We start from the raw sequence: 15,986 nt of genomic DNA, 5'->3' as shown, positions 1-15,986 counted from the left end.
TTACGAGTTCGCTTCGACTTGATCTGACAGCGGCGACGTGGCGCTCACCTGACCTATTTCTTCAGCGACGATATAGAGGGGCCGTCGCTTCACTTCGACAAAGATGCGGCCGATATATTCGCCAAGCACGCCAAGTGTGATGAGCTGTACACCAGCAAAAAACATCACCGACACGATCAATGATGGAAAGCCGGGAACGGCAACGCCCCAGATCAGCGTCTCGGCGACAAAATAAAGGGCAAGCAGCAGCGCCAGCATCGACACCACCGTGCCGATGTAGGTCCATACCCGAAGCGGCAGGGTCGAGAACGCGGTAATGCCATCAAGCGCGAAGGAAAACAGCCGGCGCGCATTCCATTTCGAGCCGCCGCCATCGGCGCGTTCCTCGACATCAAACTCGACACCGACGGCTTTGAACCCGATCCATGAATAGAGGCCTTTGGTAAACCGCGTTCGCTCGTGAATGGTATTGAGAGCATCAACCGCTTTGCGGTCGATGAGGCGGAAATCGCCGGCGCCGCGCGGCAATTGCGTGGGGCTGAGCGCGGCAAACAGCCGGTAGAAACCACCCGAGAACCAGCGGCGCATAACGCTGTCGGTTTCTCGATCACGGCGAACGCCGTAGACCATGTGATAGCCATCCCGCCATTTTGCGACGAAGTCCCGGATGGTTTCGGGCGGATGCTGGAGGTCGCCATCCATCAGGATCACGGCATTGCCGCGCGCATGGGCAAGCCCGGCGGCGATGGCAATTTCCTTGCCGAAATTGCGTGACAGCGCAATGGCACGCAGGCGCGGCTCGGTGAGTGCGGCCGCCCGCACACGCTCGAAACTGTCATCACGCGAGCCATCGTCAACAAAGAGAATTTCGAAGCGCTGATCGATCGATCGCAGGACTGGAATGAGCCGCGCGAGAAGCGGCGCCAGATTGGCGGCTTCGTTATGCATCGGCACCACGACCGAAAGTTCCGGTCGCTGGCTGATATCGTGGAGGGAGCGGGGGTCCATGGTCATCGAGGGTTCCAGCACCTGTAGCGCATAATGACGCGCGTTCTAGAAAAGCTTGCCTGAACGGGTCGTGAAGGAGCATGAGGAGCCATGACCAACATAAATCCGTTGCCCGCGACACCCGGACTGATTGCGCTTTGTGCCGACGATTACGGCTATCGACCGGGCGTCAGCACCGCCATCCGCCGTCTGGCAGAGCGCGGGCGTCTCAGCGCCACCAGCGCGCTCGTGACCTTTCCGGACTGGGCGCGGGCAGGTGCTGAGATCGACGGGCTCGCTGCTCAAGTGGATGTCGGCCTTCACCTTGATTTTGTCGAGGGCAAGCCCTTGGCTTCGGCAAGAGCTTTGGCGCCAGCCGGCAGGTTTCCAGGCATAAATCGTCTGATCTTGATGGCGCTGAGCCATCGTTTGCCCTTGCAGGAAGTGCGTGACGAGGCGTTTCGTCAGGCGGATGCTTTTCTAAAGGCAACCGGCCGCCTTCCCGATTTCATCGACGGCCATCAACACGCGCATGCTCTGCCGGGGATATGCACCATCACAGCAGACCTTGCCGTTGCGCTTCGGCCCGGCGATCCGTTGCCGGTGCGTGTACCTGGCGAAAAATGGGGTCGCATCGTGGCGCGGCGGACTGCTCTTGCCAAAGCGCTGTCGATTGCGATGCTGACGAAAGGCATGGCGCCTGCGGCTTCAGCGCGTGGGGTCCCGGTCAATGCAGGTTTTTCTGGTATCTATGACTTTTCGGCGGCGGGCAGGCTGCCGGACGTTTTTTCGTCCTTTGTCCGCCATCTCGGCGCGCGCCCTCTCGTCATGTGTCACCCCGGTGATCGCGACGCGTCAGCCGAGGTTGCCGATCCGATCACCGCTGCGCGACAACGAGAAGCGGATTATCTCGCCAGCGATGATTTCGTTCAGTTGCTGGAGCGTGAAAATCTAAGGATCGATCGCTTCACCAGGCTGGCGGCAATCGCTTGATCTCTTGCATCAACGCGCCCAGATCGGCCCGACATTCTGGTCTGACGAGCCAGCACCACCCAAGCTGATCGGCGCTTTTGGCAATTCACCCTGCTTGATTTTGCCCGTCACGCGATTGATCAGCGCCTGTGACGCATAAGGTCCGCTGGCCGCAAAGGTGCCAGGGCTGTCCGCCACGCCCTTTTGTGCCGGCTTCTTCTCCGGTTCCTGCGCCCTCAGATCGAGGTTGAGCCCACCACCGCCTGCCTTTGCAGCGCTGCCATTTACCTTTGCAGCGTTCTGGTTGCGAGCGGCAGGAGGCGCGCCTGGCACCGCCGACGTGCCCGCCTGCGCATTCGGTTCAGTTTTCGCTTTTGCCCTCGCCTTCGGCGGCGATGGCGGCGTTGGTGGAGCAGGCGTTGCCACCTGCGGGACCGCCGGAGCCAGGACCGTCGGAGCCAGGACCGTCGGCGCCGGGACCGTCTGGGCAAAAACAGGGTTGGCTGCTGCCACCATCAGCAACGTGCCAGACGCGACGGCTCGGGCGGCTATCGCTATCAACTGCGTGCTGGACAGCGCTCGTTCAACCCCGACAATACAATCCCTGAGGACCCGATCATTTTGCATCGCCAATCGCTCCCGCCGCTTTCCAGCCAACCCCGCCCTGTTATGTGCTGGTCGAGAACCACATTCCTGAACCGACCAGCACTTATTTACCTAAAGTGGCAAAATGGCAAAAATCAGCCAATCGCCTTGCCATACATCATCTCAACGTAATCCCAATTCACCATGTGCTCGACAAAGGCTTTCAGGTAATCAGGGCGCCGGTTGCGGTAGTCGATATAGTACGAATGCTCCCATACATCGCAGCCGAGGATCGGCTGGGCGCCGTGCACCAGCGGGCTTTCGCCATTTGCGGTCTTGGTCACGATGATCTTGCCATCCTTGACCGCAAGCCAGCACCAGCCCGAACCGAACTGCGTGGTCCCGGCCTGGATGAAATCTTCCTTCATCTTGGCAACCGAGCCGAGGTCGCTAACGATGTGCTTTTCAAGCTTGCCCGGCAGCTTGTCGCCACCGCCATTGGGCTTCATCCACTGCCAGAAATGGACGTGGTTGTAATGCTGACCGGCGTTGTTGAAGAGGCCGGCGTTCTTGCCGAAGGAATTCTGCACCACCCATTCGAGCGGCTTGCCCTCAAATTCGCTCCCCTTGGCGAGGTTATTGCCGTTGGTGACATAGGCCATGTGGTGCTTGTCGTGATGAAACTCGAGCGTTTCCTTCGACATATAAGGCTGCAGGGCATCATAGGCGTAGGGAAGCGGGGGCAGTTCGAAAGACATGAGCGGACCCTTTCATGATCGGCTAAGGCAGTGCGGCACTGAGTGCGAATGGCTAAACCTTAGCCTATCGGGACGGCGTTTCGCTAGCCCTTATTATGTTCAGCAGGGCATTTTGTTCAAATGAATAATTCATATATTGCAACGGGATGATGGGAAAAGCAGTGATTCAGGCAGCCTCTCGCCGATTCAACGAACCGTATCGAGGATCGCCTTGAACTGGGGGTGAGCCGCACTTGCCAGCCATTCAAAAACGATCATTTCCCTGGTAAGCACGCTCACCCCTGCGCCGGTCATGCGCGCGATGGCCACCTCACGGTCATGGGCCCGACGCGAGCCGATGCAATCGCTCACAACACCGACATGATAACCGCGCGCGGCAAGTCCAAGGGCACTTTGCAGGACGCAGACATGCGCTTCAGCCCCAGCCAGCACGAGCTGGTCGCGTCCAGCCGCCCGTCTCTTCTCGAATTCCTCAAGAACCGCCGCTTCATCGCCCGCGCCAAACGCCATTTTGACGATGACGGGCGCTTGTGGCGCCGCCCGCCGGATGCGCTCTTCGGTGGCGCCAAGTCCTGCGGGATTTTCCTCAACCAGGATGACCGGTATGTCCAGCAATTGCGCTGCCTTCATCAGCCGGCACGCCTGATCGACAAGCCGCTGCCCGTGTTCGATAGCCGGCATCAGGCGTTGCTGCATATCAATCATCACCAGCAGCGAGCGCTGCGGCGTAAAGCGTTGATCTTTCATGCCGCAGCTGCTGTCGTCGCTGGCCGACGTATCCGTTTGCTGGCAAGCCCGGCGCAGGCAAGCGCGAAAGCATACACCTTGGCGATCTCCTTCAGACCGGAGAGCCTTCCCGAGGCACCGGCGTGTCCTGCTGTCATGTTGATATCAAGCAGGATGGGGGCGGTGCCGGTGGTATGCTCCCGCAGCCGCGCCACCCACTTCGTCGGTTCCCAATAGGTGACCCGCGGATCGGTCAATCCGCCCATGGCAAGAATAGCCGGATAAGGCTGAGCGCGCACATTGTCATAGGGCGAATACGCCAGCATGGCGCGCAGGGCCTCCGGATCATCAATGGGATTACCCCATTCAGGCCATTCGGGTGGCGTCAGCGGCAGGGTCGGATCGAGCATCGTATTGATGACATCGACGAACGGCACTTCGGCGATGATGGCGGCGAAAAGGTCGGGCCGCATATTGACGACGGCTCCCATCAGCATGCCGCCGGCTGAACCGCCATGGCCGACGATCCGGCCCTTCGAGGTGTAGCCTTCGGCAATCAGTGCTTCGCCAGCCGATATGAAATCCTTGAAGGTGTTCGTCTTCTTTTTCAGCTTGCCATCAAGATACCAGCGCCGGCCTTTTTCGGTGCCGCCCCGGATATGGGCGATGGCATAGATCATGCCACGATCAACCAGCGACAGGATGCTGGGGCGGAAGCTTGAGCCAAGCGCATGACCATACGACCCGTAGCCATAGAGAAGCACGGGCGACGACCCGTCCAGTTTGGTATCGGCGCGCATGAGCAGTGAGACCGGGACTCTTTCACCGTCATGGGCTGACGCCTGCAGGCGGCGCGTCACATAGTGCCGGGGATCATGGCCCGAGGGCACATCCTGGCGCTTGCGGAAAATCCGCTTCCGGCTTGCCATGTCATAGTCGAAGGTTTCAGCAGGCGTCGTCAATGAGGAATAGACGAACCGCAACGATGTCGTCGCAAACTCGTATCCAGGCTGATAGAGGAGAGAATAGGCTTCCTCGTCAAAGCTGAGACTGTGTTCCTCGCCGCTGCCCCAATGGCGCACCACGATCCGCGGCAAGCCGTCCTCGCGCTCCAGCCGCACCAGGAAATCACGATAGGCCGTATGCGCCAGAATGTAGCAGCCGGGGCGATGGGCAACCAGTTCCCGCCAATTGTCAGGTGACGGATCGGCGAGCGGGGCCTCGACCAGTTTGAAGTCGATGGCCTCGTCGCGATTGGTGCAGATGATCAGCCGCTCGCCATGATGCTCGACGCTGTAGGCGACATCACGGCGCCGCGGCGCAATCAGCCGCTTGTCTGCCTGATGATCGCTGAGATCGAGCAGATAGACTTCGCTCGTCACCTGATCATGAATATCGATGGTGCCGAAGGCGCCTGATTGCGTCTCGTTGATGGTGACAAAAAGTCCGCTATCCTGTTCTTCGTGAATGAGCGTATCGCTTGATACAGGCGTGCCGAGCCTATGGCGAAAAACCTGCCTGGGGCGCAATTCAGCATCGAGCTTGACGTAATAGAAAGCGCTGCCATCGGCCGTCCACACCGCATCCCCTGATGTCTCCGGAATGGCGTCGTCGAGGTCGTGTCCACTTGCCAGATCGCGAATGCGGATGGTGGATAATTCCGATCCCTTGTCATCACTCCCCCACGCCAGAAAGCGATGGTCGCGGCTGCGTGATGTTCCGGTCAGATCGAAATAGGGTGTCTTGGCTGCGATCGCGTCGCAGTCGAGCAGGATGATTTCCGTGCCCTCGTCATGAGCCCGCCTGCAGATCAGCTTGTGCTCGCCGCCTTCGCGATAGCGCTGATAATAGAGCCAGGGACCGTCAGGCAGTGGCACGGACGAATCATCTTCCCTGATCCGTCCCCGCATTTCGCCATAGAGGCGGCGCCGCAACCCGTCGAGCGGCTTGATATGGTTCTTCGTATAGGCATTTTCAGCCTTGAGATGGCTGCTGATCTCGGCCGACAAACGGCGCGGCGTACGCATCACGTCGCGCCAATTCTCGGCGCGCAGCCATGCGTAGTCGTCTGTCAGCTCGACGCCGTGAATGGTTCGACGCACCGGCCGTTTGGCGGCGCGCGGCGGCAACAAATTCCCGCCGCCGTCTGCGCTCACGTTTTACTCCCCTCGCGCGGCGCAAACGTCAACGCGGTACCGTTAATGCAATAGCGAAGGCCGGTCGGCTTCGGACCATCCGGGAACACATGGCCGAGATGGGCATCGCACGCTGCACAACGCACCTCGGTGCGCCGCATCAGCCAGGAATTATCCGAAAATTCCCGGATCGCTCCGGTTTCAACCGGCTGCCAATAGCTTGGCCAGCCGGTGCCCGAATCGAACTTTGTCGCCGAATCAAAAAGCGCCTCGTTGCAGCAGACGCAGGCATAGGTGCCGGCCTTCTTCTCGTCCCAATAGGGGCCGGTGAAGGGGCGCTCCGTGCCATGCATGCGCGTGATTTCATATTGAGAGGGCGTCAGTTGCGCCCGCCATTCGCTGTCGCTTTTTCTGATCAAGGTTTTCGTCGTCATCATTTATGCCCCCTTTTGACCGAGCCACCGGAATGTAAGCGGCGGAACCGGAGACGACAACCTCCCCGCCGCTTCACCGTTTCGTGCACAATACGCCATGCCGGCGCGCGGATCAGCTGTCCACCGATTATTCGCAACGGCCAAGTATGAGTTCAGTTCATGGACAAAAATACGCAATTTCATGCCATTTCGAAAGTAACGTGCTCTCGTGACCTGTTCGAGGATGAAAAATGCAACGCTGTATTAGCGTGGTTGTACTTGAACCTCATGATTTCTTGGTGTATCTGACACTACTGAGATATTTGGAGTGCGTTCGCGATCGGTGATCTGCGCAGGACATGTCAGGTAATTTTTTGCTTGAATGTGAGTAGGCCAAATTTCGAATCAAACCATGTAACTTTGAACGAAAAGAACGGAAATTATGACTGAAGCAACCTCGAATGAAACATTGATTGAACTCGCGGCGGATATTGTTTCTGCTTATGTAAGCAAGAATCCGCTGTCGCCATCCGACCTTACCGGGCTGATCGGCGATGTGTATGCGGCCCTTCGGCGCACGACGACCGGCGAATCGCCTGTGTCGACGGAGCCGCTGAAGCCGGCGGTTTCGTTGAAGAAATCAATCACCGCCGATTACATCATCTGCCTGGAAGACGGGAAGAAATTCAAATCGTTGAAGCGCCATCTGCGCACTCACTATAATCTCTCGCCGGAACAATATCGCGAGAAGTGGGGGCTGCCGAGCGATTACCCGATGGTGGCGCCAAACTATGCTCAGGCGCGCTCGCAGCTGGCGAAGAAAATGGGCCTTGGCCAGCAGCGCCGTAAACGCTCGCGCTGACCGCTTCTTGGTCAGACGAAGATTGACAAGGGGTTGTTTCGGCAGCCCCTTTTTTATGCCATCGAAGTCCAGCGCCGTGCGAGAGCGGTGACGCGGCGTGTCATTTCTCGCGCAGGGATATTTCATCCATCACCTGTCGCACCTGCTGGATAAGCCGGGCATGACGGGCCAGATCATAGCTTCGATGGTCGATCTTGCCCCGGCTTGCCTCAGCGCGCGCGGCGCGGGTGAGCCTGATCCGAATCGCACGTAATTGCACCAGGGAGAGCCCGGCCAGCACCATGTCGTGTCGTTGCTGGCCAATCGGGGCGTGCGCGAGCGAATGATCCGCCTCTCGCAGGGCACGCATGCGACCGTGGCGAAATTCTTGCAGGGCATGGGGATAAGAGGGGGCGGTGCCGGGAGGATGGGTCATATCCACATTATGAAACAATTCCTAACACTGATTTTATATTCGCTTTCCTCCCCGTTCATAAAAAGATTGTGCACAAAAGATATATATAAATCAAAGGCATGGAAACGATACAGATTTTGAAGATAAAAAGAAAACGTCTTCGCTCTTCCCGTGCCGTAAACACGCCTTACTCTTGATAGGGTTATATTCCTAGTACGGGAGGATGGAATGGAGCAGATGAATTGTGCGTCGCGGGAGCACGAGATGGCGCCTGGATGGCCGCGTTCACAAAGCCTGAGGCTGTCTGGCCTTATCGGGCGAATAGCAACTATCTTTGCAGTCAATGCGGACGCGGTGAGCAAATACCGGCGCGGCTCGCCCAGCGTGGTGCGTGTCCGCCAGATCGTGATGTATCTTGCTCATGTCGCGCTCGGTCTGAGCCCTGCCCAGATAGCGCTTGTGCTGGATCGTGATCGGTCCAGCGTGAAGCTGGCGCTGCGCGTCATTGAAGATGGGCGTGATGATCCAGCCTTTGATCAATTTCTGGCCCGTCTTGAGGAAAGCCTGAAATGCGAGCGGGGAGGGATATGATCATGCTCATTTCCCCTGTCACCCGGGCAGTGCGGCGCCAGGCCGCTATTCTCAAACTTCTGCACAAGGGTTCGGCCAAAGGCCTTGTCCTGGAAGATAGTGACAAGGCCGTCCTGATATCTGTCGCCGGAGAGGCGATGATGTCGCTGCCACGCGAGCTGGCGGTTGATCTTCTCGAGCGCGATCTGATCGCTGTCGACGTCGCGCCGCTCCATGTCCTGACGACCGTCGGCGCTGCATGGCTGGCGCGCCACGAGCAAAGCGATCTTGGCTTTCGCGCGCAGCATGGCGAGATGCGGCGTGAGGCGGTCGAGGATGAAAACCGTGTAACGCATCGCTTGTGGCGTGATGCAGCCGAAAGCCCGTTGTCATGGTTGCGATCGCGACGCAACAAGGATGGCAGTCCGTTGATCGATGACATGCAGTTCGCGGCGGGAGAAAAACTGCGCGCCGATGTCACGCGCGGCCAGTTGATGGCACGGACCACCGCAAATTGGGATGCATCCGTCGCCAGCGGTCGCCGGGGTGCGGACGCGGGAGCGTTCACCGATGCCACCATCGCCGCGCGCGAGCGCAGCAACCGCGCCCTTGCGGCTGTCGGCCCGGAGCTGTCCGGCATTCTTCTCGATATCTGTTGTTTTCTGAAACCGATGGAAACAGTCGAGCGCGAAAGGAGTTGGCCGGCGCGCAGTGGACGCATCGTTCTTGGTTTGGCTTTAACGCGCCTTGCTGACCATTATGGCATGCGCATGGTTCCAGCAACCACAGCCGGCGGGCGTATCAAAGCCTGGCGCGATCGGGCGTCTCATCCGCACTGACCCAGTGCGGCTGATTGCTACCAAACGGGACCGATGGTCGCACCCATCGCGCCGGCGTGTGAGTGAGCCTGGCGGCATGCCGGGGAAATGTCAGCATGCCGTAGCCAGACGGGGCTTGATCGCACAATGTTGCCAACACTGCGTCAGAGGGCTCTGGCGCCGCAAAGCCGTCATCAATCTGCCCGAGATCACGCAGCCAATTGCCGGTGCGCGCCAATGACACGTCAACCTGCCACGTGCCCCCTTCATCAAGCTGGCGCAAGCGCGCCATCAGCGCGCCGAAGGCGAGCAGATATCCTGAGGCGTGATCGAGGATCTGCATGGGCAGCGGCCGCGGCGCCTGTTCGCCAGCGGCATTTGCTTCAGCGAGATTGAAACCCGTTGCCGCCTGGACGAGGCTATCGAAGCCGCGCTTTCCGGCCCATGGCCCCTGGCGGCCATAGGCTGACAACCGCGCGATGATCAGGCCGGGTCGCAGGCTTGCGAGGTGGTCCGCGCCGTAGCCAAGGCGCTCCAAGATGCCTGGACGATAGCTTTGCAGGAATATGTCGGCCTTCTGCAACAGTGTGGTAAAAGTTGTCGTGTCGGCTGGCTGCGCGATATTCAGGAAGGCCGAGCGCTTGCCGCGGCCGCTGTCGATATCAAGCGCTTCGATGGTCGGGAGCTCGGGCGCAATCACCCGTAAGACATCAGCGCCATGGGCTGCCAGAACGCGGCCGGCGACGGGGGCGGCGATGATACGGGTCATTTCGAGAACACGCAGATCGTCGATGGGCCGCTCCCCGCTGACTGATCGTGGTCCTGGCGCTTCGCCGATCTTTGTCAAATGAACCAGGGGCTGCGCGGCAATGGCTGCACGCTGTGGGTGGCGATCCCATTCCTCGAACGTGCGTACATAGGACACAACCATTCCTGCGGCGGTGGCGGCACTCTCGAAGGCTTCACCCTCCCAATCGACAAGAGCTTCGGCAACAGCGGACTTGGTGTCCCGGCAACCCAGCAACCGGATGATGCCGGCGCGATGATGGGCGAAGTTGGTATGAAGGCGGACATGGCGCCCGTGTCGGCAGGGATAGATGCCGGCAATGGCGTCCCATAATTCGCTGGGCTGTTTGCCGTTGATACGCAGCAATCGCTCGCTGCGGCATTCGATCGCTGCGGCAAGCGCATCAACGCTCAGTTCCTGATGAATACCGAGCCGCCGCCGCCCCAGTTCGCGCGCAGCGGTGGCTGCAGCGACAATCGACAATTGGGCCGCCATGCCGACACGAAACGACGATGGCAAGACCGGATCCGCTCCGCTGAGTTGAATTCCTGCGAGCGCTGCGCCATCGCCGCCAAGCCCCGTCCACAATGCGTGCAGATGATCACCTGGCGACATCATCTCAAACTGCCAGCGCAGCCTGCGCATCAGCCTTGATGCGCTCCACCATCGAGAACAGACCGTTGGCACGTTGCGCGGTCAGGTGTTGGGATAATCCCAGGTCATCAAATTCCGCCTTCGCATCAACGTGGAGAACCGCCTCGCGGGTGCGACCGTCATAAAGCGCAAGCACAATCGCCACCAGCCCGCGCACGATATGCGCATCGCTATCACCCTGGTAGGAAAAACGCGGGCCCTCGCTGCTCGAGCGCCATTCTGGGACAAGCCACACCTGGCTGGCGCAGCCACGCACCTTGTAGGCATCTGTCCGCCGATCCTCGGGAAGCGGGGGAAGTTCACGGCCAAGGTCGATAATGAAACGGTACCGCTCTTCCCAATCATCAATGAGTGCGAGCGTTTCCTTGATATCTGCAAAACTGGTGTTCATGACGACAGACCATAGCAGACTGCCTTCCGGCTGGAAATTGCCGGTCTCCGCTTCGCTGGCTCTCTCAGCTCCGCTTGAGGCTCGCCTGGCGAATGTCAGGCGAGCGCCAGGTCGGCTCGAGATCGGCGGGCGAGAGCGTATCGATGCTGCCGCCGGGTGCGCGACCTTTGGAATGAGCCGACGGCGTCGGTGTTGAAGCGCTGGTCACGCCGGTATCGACACGATCAGAAATGAAATCATGAAGCAGGCGGCTCGCATATTGTGCCTTCTGGCCGAATGTTTGGGCGGCCTGCGTGCCGGTGACGCATGCCTCTGGATTGCGCTGGCAAAAGCCACGCGCATCATTCAGCGCTGCCGATAGGAGGCTGACGGCCTCGGTGGTGCCGATCATACGGGTGCCGCCCTCGCTGCCTTCAGGCGCTGGCAGAAGAACCACAACAACGGATAGCCAGAAGGCCGCTTTAATTAAAAAACCCATGGTGCTTGCCCCGTTTCGACAGTTTTGACGTTCATGTCAGTTGTATATGCGAACCTTTTTCCTGGCTCGTCTGAGCAACGATTAGCAGGCAGAGATTTCGCTGCGGTGTCGCAATTTTCTAAAATTTTATCGATCGGGCATTTCTCTTCCCGTTCTGCGGCTTTTTACGAAATGTTGAGCACGTCCAAGAGTTCTCGACGCCGTCGGGTGGCCATCGCGAAACTTTTAGGTGTCTCTTAAAGGAACTCCGCGAGGATTGCCCACGATCAATCACAGTCGGCCCTTGAGCTGGCGGAGGCGTGTGAGTGTTGAAGGCTTTGATGCCCATCGGTTCTGTCCTGGATCATCTGGTGCACGAAAGCGCCAGCGATGCTGTCTCGTATTTCCGCCATCGTGCCTTTTTGACCGCCCATTTAAGCGGTGGATTGATCGGCATTCTGGCAATTCCCTTATATCTTGCAATTGTAGGTGCTCCCTCTTCCAGTGAAGCCGTTGCCTTCGCCTGGCTCGCGACGCCCTTGCTGCTGTCGGTTGGATTGTCCCGTGGCGGGCGGCTGGAGCGGGCCGAAGCGTTTTCCGTTGCCAATTTCACCACGCTGGTGGCCGTTGCCGTATGGATGTGCGGTGGTCTGGCATCGAGCGTCGTCTGCTGGTTTATTCCCGTGCTGCTGTATGCCGCGTCGACCGGCCGGCGCAATTCGCTGCTGAGCGCGGCCGTTCACGTCATCATGGCTTTGGCGATCGTCGCTGTCGGGCAAGTTTGGGGCGTGCCTCCGGTGATTTCCTCGCCGACGCTTTTGTGGACCATCGCGCTGGCTAACTCCGCCATCATTTGTATCGTCTACGCGGTAACGGTTGCGGCGGGTCTGGATAGCGCCAATCGCCAGGCGGCCAAAATGCAGAGCGAGGAAGACGCGCGCTACCGGCTTTTGGCCGACAACGCGACCGATCTTATCACGCGCCATACCCGCTCGGGTAACGTGCTGTTCGCCTCGCCGGCAGCGCGCGACCTCTTCGGGATCGCGTCATCAGACTTGCTTGATAACGGTCTTTTCTCCCTCGTCCATGTCGGCGATCGCCCGGCCTATCTGACGGTTTTTGCCGATGCCGCTGAACTCGGAACGACTGCCACTGTCGAGTTCCGGATCCGCAAGACGATCATGGACGAGGCCGTGCCACAATGGCGCTGGGTTGAAATGCGTTGTCGGCGTTTCAACGAAAATGCCGCCGATGACGCGGTCGAGCTTGTTGCCGTGACGCGCGACATCGAGGCTCATCGCCGCCAGCAGGAAGCCTTGCGTCTGGCCAACGAGCTGACCGAGAAGGCGAGTGATGCCAAGACACGCTTTCTCGCCAACATCAGTCATGAGCTGCGCACGCCGCTGAATGCCATTATCGGCTTCTCCGAGATGCTGTCGATGGAAATGCCCATCAAACTGCCACCTGAGCGCGTTGTCGAATATGCGGTTCTGATCAATGAATCCGGGCGTCATCTGCTCGACGTCGTGAACGGTATTCTTGATATGTCAAAGCTTGAAGCGGGGTCATTCACCATCACCCCTGAGCCGTTCGATGTCGGGGCTCTGGTGAAACGAACGGTCGCCATGATGGCACCCATGGCCGAGAAGGCCGACGTGAAACTGACCTGCGACGTGCCGCTTGCAGGCAGGGAGCTCGTCGCTGATCCTCGTGCCTGCAAGCAGATCCTGCTCAACCTCCTGTCGAACGCGCTCAAGTTCACGGATAAAAGCGGCGACGTTTCGGTCACGCTGGCATTCGATGCGCGAAACGCGTTCCTTACCGTGCGCGACACAGGCGTCGGCATTCATGAGCGGGATCTGCCGACGCTGGCAACCCCCTTTGTGCAAGCGCAATCAAGCTATGATCGTCGCTATGAGGGAACCGGTCTGGGATTGTCGGTTGTCAAAGGTCTAGCCGAACTTCACGGCGGTTCGCTCAATATCCGATCGAAACTGGGCGTTGGCACAAGCGTAACCGTGCGGTTGCCGATTGATGCGGATGCCTCAGGGTCAACGATCAGACGCTTGCAGCCAACCTCGCCCAAGGATGATGGTGAGCAATCGACGAGGAGACAGTCAGTTGCGTGATTTCGAGTTCGTCCTCGACCAGCCGATCATCGCCCTGCCGCGAAAATCGCCACGCCTGCCGGCTCCGCCCAGGCGGCGCGCTGCGATGGATATCATCGCTGGCGGAGCCGCCATCTGTTGGCGCCTGGCAAGGGAAGGTGCCCGTCTTGCTCTCAGCCACAAGCTGGCAAGCATATTCATGCTGGCATTCGGCTGGGCCGGCATCGTCGCGGGCAGTAATTTTCTGTCGCAGGGAAAAGCCCATCCACGCCCTCTCTTCGCTGGCGTTGAAAGCCAGAAAGCGCGCCCCGCAACACAGGTCAGGGAAGGCGATATCGACGATGTCATCAATGCGCTCGCGGGGCTTGATCCCGCAGGGCGGCACCCCGTGTCGGCGGCGGCAGAAAAGACGAGCGACGTGCGGTCCCGCTATTCCGCCGTTCAGTCAGAGCTTGCGCGCATCGGGATGTATGGCGGGGCAATCGATGGTGTCATCGGCGTGCGGACCGAGGCGGCGATCCGCGATTATCAGCAGCGCGCGGGCTTGCCTGTCACCGGAAAAGCGACCCCGGCCCTGTTGCAGCGGCTGCAGCGCGAGCCACGCGTGCCAACGCAGTCGACTTTGGATACACGTATCGATGCGCCGACAATTACAGCAGTCCAGAAGCGCCTTGGCGACATGGCCTATTACCAGGGCCGCGTCAACGGCAAGATGTCGCAAGACACCCGGACGGCGGTTGAGAAATTCCAGCGTGATCGCGCAATCAAGGTGAGCGGCGATATCGATCAACCGCTGTTGCGGGAACTGTCCAAAATCGGCGGCCCTCTGCGCTGATCGCGCTTGTGACGGGCTGAACAGGAACCTTTATACGAGCTGATGCGCGTTACGTCCGAACTATGGGTGCATGCCTATCTGCGTCGTGTCGCGGCAGCAGGAGGGTTTGCTGTCGTTGCCCGCAAGGGAGCCATTGAAGCAGGTTCGATCTTCATCCGGGTGGACCGCGCGGATCGGCTGAGCCTCCTTTTCGTGCCGGCGCCACAATCAGCATATGACGAGGGTTCAGGTGAGCGGCGGTGGTCACCGCTGTGGAGCGGCGCGGCAATGCCCGCCTCCGATGTGGATGAGCGCCTCACTCGAGAAATCGGTTTCGACAGTGATATCTGGATCGTCGGAGTGGAAGATCGTGACGGACGTCACTTTCTCGGCGATTTACTGACGTCCTGACAATCGATTGAACGCGCCGAGCTCGTTGGTCGCTGCCGGAGTCGATTGGGCTTGTCGGATGCTTGTCCCGCGGCGATTGTCGAAAGCGACAAAGCGTGGCTGGCCGGATTTTGAACCCCGCCAGATCGTGACCAGTTTGACGGCTGCCTGTGGGCTGACCTGCCGGTAAAGGGCGCGCAGGCGATAGACGCGATCGACGACCCGGCCAACCTGCGGATTTGCCAGCAGCACCAGGCGCAGGAATTGCGCTTCCTCAAGACCCATCACACGGCCAGCAATGACGAGCGCTTCGCCGTGCGGATCATCGATCATTCGCCGGGTGAGGGGGAGCGGGAGCAACAGAACGTCGGTAAGGATCTGCGCCACCCCGTCATGATCGCGCAACGTGAGCAACCGCAGCAGCGTCTCAAGCTTATCTCGGCTGATCGGCGCGGGTACTTCGCCTTCACTTACTTCGCTCAGATGCTGCAGCGTTGCCTGCCTGTCGATCGGTGAGGCATCAAAAAAGGCCTGCGACGACGAGGCAAGACCACCATGGGTTGGACGTTTCGCCTCCGGCTCTTGTGTGATCGCAGGCGAGGACGCTTCAGCCATCGGCACGGATGGTTCGGACAAGGCGCGCGCCGCAGTGGTTTTCGTTTCCGTTTGTGTATGGCGCCTCTCGAGGCACGCCCGCAGGGCTGCGCTCCCGGTTTGCAAGATCGCCTCGATAACTTGTGGTGGCAGCAGGGGCGCGGACATCAGAATGGGTTCGGCCACTTCATCCCTGTCGAAGGCAAGCAGTTCGAGAATGCTTGTCGGCAAAGAGGCGCAGGGTGCCAGCTTCTGGGCAACGACGGCTCGCGAAAACGGGTCGATCTTGGTAAGAAAATGCAACATTAATGCTTCGAATTGCGCCAGCTCATTGGCGCGATGGCGGCCTTCGCCCCTGACAAACATGTCCACCAGCCCAAAGACAATCGACAGCGCTCTTTCGCTCGCAATCAGGCTGTCATCACGGCGTTCGGGAGCTGGCGGTAACGCGGTCATGGGAACCTCTGGCGGCTGATGTGGTAAAAAATTTCTCTCACTTTGACCATGAGCCGTTAGCGAAGTCTTAACCCAGGTCAATTGTTAATGAAGGCGCGGGACCAATTCTGTGCCG

Annotated in this window: 18 protein-coding genes; 7 read left to right on the top strand and 11 right to left on the bottom strand. The window is 59.4% G+C overall.

The window, feature by feature from the left end:
- Complete coding sequence (locus tag ACINK1_RS00405; RefSeq protein WP_376799926.1) at positions 1 to 1,014, bottom strand: glycosyltransferase family 2 protein; 1,014 nt, start codon at positions 1,012 to 1,014, stop codon at positions 1 to 3.
- A gap of 84 nt (positions 1,015 to 1,098) precedes the next feature.
- On the opposite strand from ACINK1_RS00405, the gene ACINK1_RS00400 reads away from it, so the two are divergent.
- Positions 1,099 to 1,980 (top strand): ChbG/HpnK family deacetylase, encoded by an 882-nt coding sequence (locus ACINK1_RS00400; protein ID WP_376799927.1) that lies wholly within the window; start codon positions 1,099 to 1,101, stop codon positions 1,978 to 1,980.
- A 9-nt stretch (positions 1,981 to 1,989) separates the two neighbouring features.
- Here ACINK1_RS00400 and ACINK1_RS00395 read toward each other — a convergent pair whose 3' ends face one another.
- The 5 genes from ACINK1_RS00395 to msrB form a co-directional block, all read right to left on the bottom strand.
- Entirely contained in the window at positions 1,990 to 2,586 is a 597-nt protein-coding gene (locus tag ACINK1_RS00395) for a hypothetical protein (RefSeq protein WP_376799928.1), read from the bottom strand.
- Positions 2,587 to 2,699: 113 nt separating this feature from the next.
- Positions 2,700 to 3,302 (bottom strand): superoxide dismutase, encoded by a 603-nt coding sequence (locus ACINK1_RS00390; RefSeq protein WP_376799929.1) that lies wholly within the window; start codon positions 3,300 to 3,302, stop codon positions 2,700 to 2,702.
- 186 nt (positions 3,303 to 3,488) lie between these two features.
- Positions 3,489 to 4,049 carry an isochorismatase family protein gene (locus ACINK1_RS00385; protein WP_376799930.1) on the bottom strand — a complete coding sequence of 187 codons (561 nt, stop codon included), beginning with the start codon at positions 4,047 to 4,049 and terminating at the stop codon, positions 3,489 to 3,491.
- A complete protein-coding gene (locus tag ACINK1_RS00380) occupies positions 4,046 to 6,184 on the bottom strand; it encodes a S9 family peptidase (RefSeq protein WP_376799931.1) in 2,139 nt (712 codons plus the stop codon). Before ACINK1_RS00380 ends, ACINK1_RS00385 begins: the two co-directional genes overlap by 4 nt.
- Positions 6,181 to 6,600: a peptide-methionine (R)-S-oxide reductase MsrB gene (gene msrB, locus ACINK1_RS00375; RefSeq protein ID WP_376799932.1), complete on the bottom strand. Its 420-nt coding sequence runs from the start codon at positions 6,598 to 6,600 to the stop codon at positions 6,181 to 6,183. The genes ACINK1_RS00380 and msrB overlap by 4 nt, the downstream gene beginning before the upstream one ends.
- Positions 6,601 to 7,018: 418 nt before the next feature.
- On the opposite strand from msrB, the gene ACINK1_RS00370 reads away from it, so the two are divergent.
- On the top strand, positions 7,019 to 7,438 hold the full coding sequence (locus tag ACINK1_RS00370; RefSeq protein ID WP_376799933.1) for a MucR family transcriptional regulator: 420 nt from the start codon (positions 7,019 to 7,021) through the stop codon (positions 7,436 to 7,438).
- 100 nt (positions 7,439 to 7,538) lie between these two features.
- Here the strand turns inward: ACINK1_RS00370 and ACINK1_RS00365 are convergent, their stop codons facing one another.
- Positions 7,539 to 7,787 (bottom strand): hypothetical protein, encoded by a 249-nt coding sequence (locus ACINK1_RS00365; RefSeq protein WP_376799934.1) that lies wholly within the window; start codon positions 7,785 to 7,787, stop codon positions 7,539 to 7,541.
- Positions 7,788 to 8,186: 399 nt separating this feature from the next.
- Between ACINK1_RS00365 and ACINK1_RS00360 the strand changes: the two genes are divergently transcribed.
- Entirely contained in the window at positions 8,187 to 8,423 is a 237-nt protein-coding gene (locus tag ACINK1_RS00360; protein ID WP_376799935.1) for a hypothetical protein, read from the top strand.
- A 2-nt stretch (positions 8,424 to 8,425) separates the two neighbouring features.
- On the top strand, positions 8,426 to 9,241 hold the full coding sequence (locus tag ACINK1_RS00355; protein WP_376799936.1) for a DUF6456 domain-containing protein: 816 nt from the start codon (positions 8,426 to 8,428) through the stop codon (positions 9,239 to 9,241).
- Here the strand turns inward: ACINK1_RS00355 and ACINK1_RS00350 are convergent.
- The 3 genes from ACINK1_RS00350 to ACINK1_RS00340 form a co-directional block, all read right to left on the bottom strand.
- Positions 9,204 to 10,652, bottom strand: a complete 1,449-nt coding sequence (locus ACINK1_RS00350) for a CoA transferase (protein ID WP_376803319.1) — start codon at positions 10,650 to 10,652, stop codon at positions 9,204 to 9,206. The genes ACINK1_RS00355 and ACINK1_RS00350 overlap by 38 nt on opposite strands.
- Positions 10,627 to 11,052 carry a SufE family protein gene (locus tag ACINK1_RS00345; protein ID WP_376799938.1) on the bottom strand — a complete coding sequence of 142 codons (426 nt, stop codon included), beginning with the start codon at positions 11,050 to 11,052 and terminating at the stop codon, positions 10,627 to 10,629. Before ACINK1_RS00345 ends, ACINK1_RS00350 begins: the two co-directional genes overlap by 26 nt.
- A 64-nt stretch (positions 11,053 to 11,116) precedes the next feature.
- Positions 11,117 to 11,530 (bottom strand): DUF5330 domain-containing protein, encoded by a 414-nt coding sequence (locus ACINK1_RS00340; RefSeq protein WP_376799939.1) that lies wholly within the window; start codon positions 11,528 to 11,530, stop codon positions 11,117 to 11,119.
- Positions 11,531 to 11,835: 305 nt separating this feature from the next.
- Here ACINK1_RS00340 and ACINK1_RS00335 point away from each other — a divergent pair, with 305 nt between their 5' ends.
- Genes ACINK1_RS00335 through ACINK1_RS00325 form a run of 3 tightly spaced genes read left to right on the top strand, consistent with a single transcriptional unit; the run spans position 11,836 to position 14,842 of the window.
- The gene (locus ACINK1_RS00335; protein WP_395759926.1) at positions 11,836 to 13,638 is read left to right on the top strand and encodes a sensor histidine kinase; all 1,803 of its coding nucleotides are present in this window, start codon (positions 11,836 to 11,838) and stop codon (positions 13,636 to 13,638) included.
- Positions 13,631 to 14,452 carry a peptidoglycan-binding protein gene (locus ACINK1_RS00330; RefSeq protein ID WP_376799942.1) on the top strand — a complete coding sequence of 274 codons (822 nt, stop codon included), beginning with the start codon at positions 13,631 to 13,633 and terminating at the stop codon, positions 14,450 to 14,452. The genes ACINK1_RS00335 and ACINK1_RS00330 overlap by 8 nt, the downstream gene beginning before the upstream one ends.
- A gap of 42 nt (positions 14,453 to 14,494) precedes the next feature.
- On the top strand, positions 14,495 to 14,842 hold the full coding sequence (locus ACINK1_RS00325; RefSeq protein WP_376799943.1) for a DUF1491 family protein: 348 nt from the start codon (positions 14,495 to 14,497) through the stop codon (positions 14,840 to 14,842).
- On the opposite strand, the gene ACINK1_RS00320 is transcribed toward ACINK1_RS00325, so the two are convergent.
- Positions 14,828 to 15,871 (bottom strand): hypothetical protein, encoded by a 1,044-nt coding sequence (locus tag ACINK1_RS00320; protein WP_376799944.1) that lies wholly within the window; start codon positions 15,869 to 15,871, stop codon positions 14,828 to 14,830. The genes ACINK1_RS00325 and ACINK1_RS00320 overlap by 15 nt on opposite strands.
- Between the last annotated feature and the right edge of the window lie 115 nt (positions 15,872 to 15,986).

It is taken from the genome of Raskinella chloraquaticus (SeqCode), from assembly GCF_021731865.1.
GTDB lineage: Bacteria > Pseudomonadota > Alphaproteobacteria > Rhizobiales > UBA4765 > Raskinella > Raskinella chloraquaticus.
The sequence above is the reverse complement of the archived record's forward strand: the minus strand, read 5'-3'. Positions and strand labels throughout refer to the sequence as shown.